Raw genomic sequence first — 7,196 nt, forward strand, 5'->3', positions numbered from 1 at the left:
CGGCGTCCCGCGTGTGCGCGAGGAGGTAGCCGGCGAGCGAGCTGTCGCCGGCGCCCACCGTGCTGGCTACCCGGATGCGCGGCGGCGTCGCCGCCCACGCGCCGTCGGCATCGACCAGGACGGCGCCGTCGGCGCCCAGCGTGATCAGGGCTGCGCGAACCTTCGTGGGCACCAGGGAGCGCGCCACATCGACGACGGCCGCGACGGCATCGGCAGCGTCGAGAGGGATCCCGACGAGCTCGGCGAGCTCGTCGTCGTTGGGCTTGATGAGATCGGGCGCAGCGTGGGCGACGGCGGCGGCGAGGGCATGCCCCGATGCGTCGACCGCGATCAGGGGCGGCGCCCCGTGTGCCTGGCGCACGGCATGGATCACGCGCACATAGAAGTCGTCGTCCACGCCGGGCGGCAGCGAGCCGGCGAGCACGAGCCATCGGGCGTCCTCGGATGCCGCGACCACGGCGTCGACGAGCGCCGCCGCATCGTCGGGCGACAGGGCCGCACCGGGCAGGTTGAGCTTGGTGGTGACGCCGGCGGGGTCGGTGATCGCGAGATTCGCTCGCACGCGGCCCCGCACCGGTACGCGCACGGTGCGCAGTCCTCCGTCGCGAAGGGCAGACTCGAACGGGTCGTCCAGCGCGAGCGGAAGCACCGCCGCGCACTCCACTCCCCCGGCCGAGACGACTCGGGCGACGTTGATGCCCTTGCCGCCGGCATCCTCGCGGGCCGAGCTCGCGGCCTGTACTTCACCGGGGCGCAGGGCCGCGGGCAGAGTCATCGTACGGTCGAGCGACGGATTGGCTGTGAGCGTCACGATCATGCGATCCACACCTCCACACCGGCCTCGCCGAGCGCCGTCGTCAGCTCGGCGCCGGGTGCGGCATCCGTCACCAGCACGTCGAGGTCGGGCAGCGCTGCGAAGCCGACGAGGAGCTCCGTGTCGAGCTTCTCGGCGTCGGCGACCACGACCACGCGTCGCGCGGCCCGGACGATGGCGCGCTTGACCGCGGCCTCATCGGGATCGGGGGTGCTGAGCCCGAACGCGGCCGAGACGCCGTTGGTGCCCACGAAGGCGACATCGGGCCGGAGGCCCTCGATCGTGCGGACCGTATCGGCGCCGACGGCGGCGGCGGTCAGACCGCGGATGCGACCACCGACGAGAGTGAGCGACGCCCCGGGCACGCCCGCGAGCACGTGGCCGAGGGTGAGCGAGTGCGTGACGACCTCGATGCGCGAATGCGCGAGAGCGGGAGCGAGCGCGGCCGCCACAGCCCCGGTCGTGGTGCCGGCATCGAGGAACACCGAGCCGCTGAAACCGTCGCCGAGGGCTTCGAGTGCGCGACGGCCGATCGCCGCCTTGGCCGCACCGTGGTGCTGGAGCCGATCGGCGATCGACGGTTCCCGGGTGCTGGCGCGGTCGGAGGGGACCGCTCCGCCGTGCACTCGGCGAAGCGCGCCGATGGTCGCGAGGTGGTCGAGGTCGCGCCGGATCGTCTCGGTGGTGACGTCGAACCGCTCGGCGAGTGCGACGACGCTCACGCGTCCTTCTGCGATCAGCAGGCGTTCGATCTGCTCGTGGCGCTCCGTTGCGTACACCGTCTCTCACTTCCTCGAATTCCACACAATACAACATGATTCCACATCCGCACAAGAAAACACAGGCGCGCGCGGCGGCTAAAGTCGAACGGTGTCCGACAGGCCCGTCGCCGAGATCGCCATCGATGCCGCGTTGGTCCGCTCGCTCGTCGTCTCGCAGGCGACTCAGGCGATCCCGGATGCCGCAACCCGAACGCTGGAAAAGGTGACAGAAGGCTGGGACAGCGAGGTCTGGCGATTCGGCGACGACGCAGCCGTGCGTCTCCCCCGTCGTGCGCTCGCCGCGCCGCTGGTTCTTCATGAGCAGCGCTCGCTCCCCGAGATCGCACAGCGGCTCGCCCCGACCGGAGTGCGCGTGCCCGAGCCGGTCGTCGCTGGGCTGCCCGCTGCGGGCTACCCGTGGGCATGGTCTGTCGTGCCGTGGATCGACGGTGCACGCGGACTCGACGTGCCACGACACGCGCGCACGGGGTGGGCCGCGACGCTCGCCGCCGCACTGCGGGCGCTCCACGTGTCCGCCCCCGCCGATCACCCTGTCAACCCGGTTCGCGGACGGCGCCTCGACACCCGCGATGCCGTGTTCCACGAGCGAGTCGACGGCTTGCGGCGCACCGCCATGCTCGATGAGGCCACGGCGGACGCACTGCAACGGGTCTGGCAGGCGGGCGTCTCGGCACCGGCCTGGAGACATGCTCCGGTATGGATCCACGGCGACCTTCATCCCGGCAACCTCGTCGCACACGGCGGCGAGCTGCGCGGCATCATCGACTTCGGCGACGTCACCGCCGGCGATCCGGCCTACGATCTCGCGGTTGCGTGGCTCGCCTTCGACCCGCACGGCCGGCAGGACTTCGTCGCCGCGACAGACCACGGTTACGATCCCGACACCTGGCAGCGCGCCCGCGCGTGGGCCGCGGCTTTCGCCGTGGTCCTGCTCGCCCACAGTGACGACGCGCCCGACTACGCGGCGCTCGCTCGCGACGCGATCCCCCAGATTCTCGGCACCGCGCGCTGACCGTCGGCAGCGCGTGGCAGGAGAACGCCGACGCCTGTCCGCTCCGACGCGATCGGCACCACTACCGTGAACCCGTGAAGATCGATCAGACGGATTGGGAGCGCACGGCCGACGTGCTGCGCGGCTGGGCGCTCGACGAAGACCTCAAGGAGCGGATGCTCGCCGACGCGCGGATCGCGTCGGTGGCCAGGCGCCTCTCCGAGAGGTACATCGCCGGCGAGCATATCGACGACGCGCTCGGGGCCGTGCGCAGGGCCGCCGACCGCGGACACCTCGGAAGCATCGAGTACGTCGGCGAGAGTGTCCGGTCGGCTGAGGTCGTCGATGCCGAGACGGCGGTGTTCGTCAAGCTCGCCCAGGCGATCGGCAGCGCCGGTCTGGATTCGACGGTGTCGTTCGACCTGTCGCACGTCGGCTCTGTGATCGACCCCGAGCTCGGCTTCCAGAACGGGAGCGCGCTCGCGCGCGCCACCGCGCCGCTGGGCACAGCGCTCATGGTCTCAGCGGAAGGCTCGGATCGCACCGACCTCGTGCTCGACCTCTACGAACGCCTCGCGGCCGAGCACGCGCACGTCGGGATCACGCTGCAGGCGCGCCTGCGCCGGACGCCTGCCGACCTCGATCGCGTGCTCGCGCTTCCGGGCCGCGTCCGTCTCGTGAAGGGCGCGTTCCTCGAGCCGGATGCCGTGGCTCACCGCCGCGACAGCGATGACATGTATGACGGCTACCTGTCGCTCGCCGACCGGCTCGTCTCGTCGGGCCACGCGGTGTCGCTCGCCACGCACGACGAGTCTCTGGTGCAGCGCCTCATCGAAAGGCACGGCGACGCCCTGCGTGCCGACCACGTCGAGTTCGAGATGCTGATGGGCCTCGGCACGCGCCTGCTCGATCACCTGCACGCCGACGGATACCGCACGCGCGAGTACGTGCTGTTCGGCCGCGAGTGGTGGCTGTACGTGCTCAACCGCATCGCGGAGGACCCGGGGCGGCTGTTCGCCGCGATCGCCGACCTCGGCGGATGATCGCGTTCGCCGGGTGTGGGACTGCGCGGTCGCACTCACGCAGGAGGAGTTGCGATGAACCCGCGAATCACCCGCCTGATCGTCGCGATCGCGGCGGCGGCGCTCCTCGCACCGCTCGCCGCCGCGCCGGCTGCCGCCGAGTCCCCCGAACCGCCGGACGACCCGGTCATGTCGTTCACGGTCCGCATCGTCTCGGACCCGCCGCTCGAGCTCATCATCAATTCTGACGGCTCTTTCCGCCAGTCGGCAACCAGTCTGTCGTGCGCTCGCAATGCATAGACAGCGGCTCGGGCTCCCTCTGCGTGGACACGCAGGCCGCCGGCGAGCCCTTCGCGGGGCAGCTGACGGTCGGTAGCTCCGCGCCCGGGTACACCGTCGGCGATGAGGGCGGCGCGGCTGAGGCGCTCGGATGGATCATCGGCGAGGGCGTCGATGTCATCACCGCGATGCACGACATACCGGCGGACGGCCGCGTGCAGCGGCGGGCGGGCGACCAACTGCGGGCCTACGTCATGATGCTGATCCTCGACATCCTCGACCGGTCGCTCTACAGCGTCGAGCTCACGGCGAACGAGCAGACGCCCCTCGACTGCGTCAAACCGTCAGCTGCTCGGCTCCGACCGCAAGATCGCGCAGTACGCAGTAGACGAGCACGCGGCGTACACGGCACTCGAGTGCGGGTATGCACCGCCACCGGCGCCCGCCGCCAGACGGGGCGCGGGGGCGCGTCATCTAGTGCCTTGATCCTCGCGGCGTGATCGGTCTTGATCCATAAAAGGCGATGAGCAGGAGGACGAGGGCTGTGCCAGACAATAGGCCATCCGCCATCCCAGCTGGAAGCAAGAAGACCATCAGCGTCAGCGTCACCGAGCAGTTGATGACTGACAGTGAGAATCCCCACATCCGGTTTCTCAGCACGCCGATCGCACCGACGACGCGGAGAGCACCGAAGATGCCGCTCATCGCCATCATGAGGTACAGGTTCTCCTGCAGGAACGGAACGATGAACGAGAACCGTTCGCCAGCATCCTCTTGCGGGACTCCAGACGCTGTTAGGACCAACAGCCCGATGAAGACACCCAACTCCATCACAGCTCCCTGGGCGAGGAGCAGGATGCCCGCGATGCGAAGCGTCCAGGTTTCGCCCGCGGAAGCACGGCTCGGCTGCAGTTCGCTCGCGGGTGAGGTGGTTGTCGTCATACTGCCCCTGACTATGAGGGTTCAGCCACGCTTCGTCAAGCAGCATCCGAAAGGGAGACGAAGGACTGCTGGCGACCGGGTCGCGTCGAATCGATCGAGCGCTTGGGTCACCACGTCACGCAGACGAGAGGGCGAGGTCACAGGTCTCACTTGTATGACGTGACACCGACACCGCTTTCCGGTCGTAGGGCGCGCTCAGACGGTGAGAAGCATGGAGGTTGGCGAGCGCTGGGGATATCGAGCACGCGGCTTCGACCCGCTCGTCGAGGTTGAGGTGCGGAAACTCGGCACGCAGAAGCCAGCACGCGCCTTGATGCGGTTTGTCGCCGAGCAGACAGGGTGCTGGGCTTCCTGAAGCTCCTCGTAGACCCCGGGGCGCTGTACAAAAACGCCTCAGACGCCGTACGGCGCGATCTCTTGACCGCCTGCTTCAACCGCCTCGTGGTCAGCGTGACTGACGAGGGCATAAAGATCGAAGCCGAACGGCACGACGCCTACGCGCGCATCCGCGAGATCCACGGCCACGTCGAAGTCGCGCGCGCGAGCACGGTTCCAGACCAAGACGAAACTCCCCGCTCACGAGCGGGGAGTTCAGTTTCAGTCTCAAACGAGGCCAGTTCATTTGACCAGGGCTTGAGTAACTACGATGTGGCTGGGGTACCTGGACTCGAACCAAGAACAACTGAACCAGAATCAGCCGTGTTGCCAATTACACCATACCCCATGGCCGCCAGCCGAAGCCGTGCCGAGGATCAAGTCTACGCGACCCCGACACGTGCTCCAAACCGAGCAGTCACCCGCGCGCGCCGGCGAGCGCGGCGAGGCGGTTGATGGTCACGGACTTGCCGAGGAGCACCATCGACTCGAAGAGGGGCGGCGACACTCGCCGCCCGCTGAGCGCCACGCGCAGCGGCCCATATGCCACGCGTGGCTTGAGCCCCAGTCCGCCCTCCTCGGCCGGTGCGACGAGTGCCGCGGCGAGGGCCTCCTGTACGGCCGCAGTCGTGAACTCGGGCTCGGGCACCAGTTCGAGGGCCGCGACCGAAGCCACGAGCACCTCGCCCGCGTTCGCCGGCAGCGAGGCGAGGGCGTCCTCCTGGTACGACACCGCGTCGGCGAAGAGGAAGCCGAGCAGCGCCGGCGCGTCACCGAGCAGCTGCATCCGCTCCTGCACGAGAGGGGCGGCAGCGGCGAGCATCGAGCGCTCGGACGGTGTCGGGGGGTCGGAGATCACGCCGGCACCGGCGAGATAAGGGACCAGGCGCGCGGCGAAGTCCTCGGGATCCAGCATCCGGATGTGGTCCCCGTTGATCGATTCGGCCTTCTTCTGGTCGAAGCGCGCCGGGTTCGGGTTGACGTCGGCGATGTCGAACGCGGCGACGAGCTCGTCGAGCGAGAACACGTCGCGATCGGGCGCGATCGACCAGCCGAGCAGCGCGAGGTAGTTGAGGAGTCCCTCGTGGATGAAGCCCTTCTCGCGCTGCAGGAAGAGATCGGCCTTCGGGTCGCGCTTCGAGAGCTTCTTGTTGCCCTCCTCGCCCAGCACAAGCGGCATGTGGGCGAAGCGCGGGATGAACGTCGTGACGCCGGCATCGGCCAGCGCCCGGTACAGCGCGAGCTGGCGCGCGGTAGACGGCATGAGGTCCTCGCCGCGGATGACGTGCGTGATGCCCATCAGCGCATCGTCGACGGGATTCACGAAGGGGTACAGCGGCACGCCGCCCGCGCGCACGAGCACGAAGTCGGGAAACGATCCGGCCGGGAACGTGACCTCGCCGCGGATCAGGTCGACGTAGGTGAGATCCTCGTCGGGCACGCGCAGACGCCAGGCGGGCTCGCGCCCCTGGGCGCGGAACGCGGCCTTCTGCTCGTCGGTGAGGTCGCGGTCGTAGTTGTCGTAGCCGAGCTGCTTCGCCCGCCCGCTGGCCTCGTTGCGCGCGTCGATCTCTTCGGCGGTCGAGTAGCTCTCGTACACCGCGCCGATCGCGATCAGCTTGTCGAGCACCTCGCGGTAGATGCCGTGGCGCTCGGACTGCCGGTACGGCGCGTGCGGTCCGCCCACCTCGACGCCTTCGTCCCAATCGATCTCGAGCCACCGCAGCGCGTCGAGCAGCTGCAGATAGCTCTCCTCGCTGTCGCGCGCGGCATCGGTGTCTTCGATGCGGAACACGAGCTTGCCGCCGTGGTGCCGCGCGTAGGCCCAGTTGAACAGCACGGTGCGGATGAGCCCGACATGCGGAAGGCCGGTCGGCGACGGGCAGAACCGCACGCGGACGTCGGCGCCGGTGGCGGTCGTGGTGCGGGGATCAGGCGAAGAAGGCATCGCGCACGAGTTTACTTGGCCGAAGCCGCGGCTCCCGGCGTCG

General features: G+C 69.2%; 9 protein-coding genes and 1 tRNA gene. 4 read left to right on the top strand and 6 right to left on the bottom strand.

Going from position 1 to position 7,196, the window contains the following annotated elements:
- On the bottom strand, positions 1 to 817 hold an 817-nt coding region (locus EIO58_RS09890), incomplete at its 3' end, for a hexose kinase (protein WP_127819395.1).
- Positions 814 to 1,593 carry a DeoR/GlpR family DNA-binding transcription regulator gene (locus tag EIO58_RS09895; RefSeq protein WP_127819396.1) on the bottom strand — a complete coding sequence of 260 codons (780 nt, stop codon included), beginning with the start codon at positions 1,591 to 1,593 and terminating at the stop codon, positions 814 to 816. The genes EIO58_RS09895 and EIO58_RS09890, both read right to left, overlap by 4 nt.
- 91 nt (positions 1,594 to 1,684) lie before the next feature.
- On the opposite strand from EIO58_RS09895, the gene EIO58_RS09900 reads away from it, so the two are divergent.
- The 4 genes from EIO58_RS09900 to EIO58_RS09915 all read left to right on the top strand — a co-directional run bounded on the left by EIO58_RS09900 (position 1,685) and on the right by EIO58_RS09915 (position 4,388).
- Positions 1,685 to 2,608: a phosphotransferase gene (locus EIO58_RS09900; protein WP_127819397.1), complete on the top strand. Its 924-nt coding sequence runs from the start codon at positions 1,685 to 1,687 to the stop codon at positions 2,606 to 2,608.
- Between the two features lie 74 nt (positions 2,609 to 2,682).
- Positions 2,683 to 3,630, top strand: a complete 948-nt coding sequence (locus tag EIO58_RS09905; protein ID WP_240658705.1) for a proline dehydrogenase family protein — start codon at positions 2,683 to 2,685, stop codon at positions 3,628 to 3,630.
- A 54-nt stretch (positions 3,631 to 3,684) separates the two neighbouring features.
- Positions 3,685 to 3,909 carry a hypothetical protein gene (locus tag EIO58_RS09910; RefSeq protein ID WP_127819398.1) on the top strand — a complete coding sequence of 75 codons (225 nt, stop codon included), beginning with the start codon at positions 3,685 to 3,687 and terminating at the stop codon, positions 3,907 to 3,909.
- A gap of 23 nt (positions 3,910 to 3,932) precedes the next feature.
- Positions 3,933 to 4,388 carry a hypothetical protein gene (locus tag EIO58_RS09915; RefSeq protein WP_127819399.1) on the top strand — a complete coding sequence of 152 codons (456 nt, stop codon included), beginning with the start codon at positions 3,933 to 3,935 and terminating at the stop codon, positions 4,386 to 4,388.
- Here EIO58_RS09915 and EIO58_RS09920 read toward each other — a convergent pair.
- The 4 genes from EIO58_RS09920 to gltX form a co-directional block, all read right to left on the bottom strand.
- A complete protein-coding gene (locus EIO58_RS09920) occupies positions 4,363 to 4,830 on the bottom strand; it encodes a hypothetical protein (RefSeq protein WP_240658707.1) in 468 nt (155 codons plus the stop codon). The genes EIO58_RS09915 and EIO58_RS09920 overlap by 26 nt on opposite strands.
- A gap of 393 nt (positions 4,831 to 5,223) precedes the next feature.
- Complete coding sequence (locus EIO58_RS18770; protein ID WP_164861618.1) at positions 5,224 to 5,391, bottom strand: hypothetical protein; 168 nt, start codon at positions 5,389 to 5,391, stop codon at positions 5,224 to 5,226.
- Between the two features lie 88 nt (positions 5,392 to 5,479).
- Positions 5,480 to 5,554, bottom strand: a tRNA-Gln gene (locus tag EIO58_RS09925).
- 69 nt (positions 5,555 to 5,623) lie between these two features.
- Complete coding sequence (gene gltX / locus EIO58_RS09930; RefSeq protein WP_127819400.1) at positions 5,624 to 7,153, bottom strand: glutamate--tRNA ligase; 1,530 nt, start codon at positions 7,151 to 7,153, stop codon at positions 5,624 to 5,626.
- Between the last annotated feature and the right edge of the window lie 43 nt (positions 7,154 to 7,196).

The organism is Microbacterium sp. CPCC 204701 (assembly GCF_004010105.1).
Lineage (GTDB): Bacteria > Actinomycetota > Actinomycetes > Actinomycetales > Microbacteriaceae > Microbacterium.

Excerpts from the sequence above, each read along its gene's own strand:
- EIO58_RS09910 (WP_127819398.1), top strand. The coding sequence starts at position 3,685 with ATGAACCCGCGAATCACCCGCCTGATCGTCGCGATCGCGGCGGCGGCG.
- EIO58_RS09920 (WP_240658707.1), bottom strand. The coding sequence starts at position 4,830 with ATGACGACAACCACCTCACCCGCGAGCGAACTGCAGCCGAGCCGTGCT.
- gltX (WP_127819400.1), bottom strand. The coding sequence starts at position 7,153 with ATGCCTTCTTCGCCTGATCCCCGCACCACGACCGCCACCGGCGCCGAC.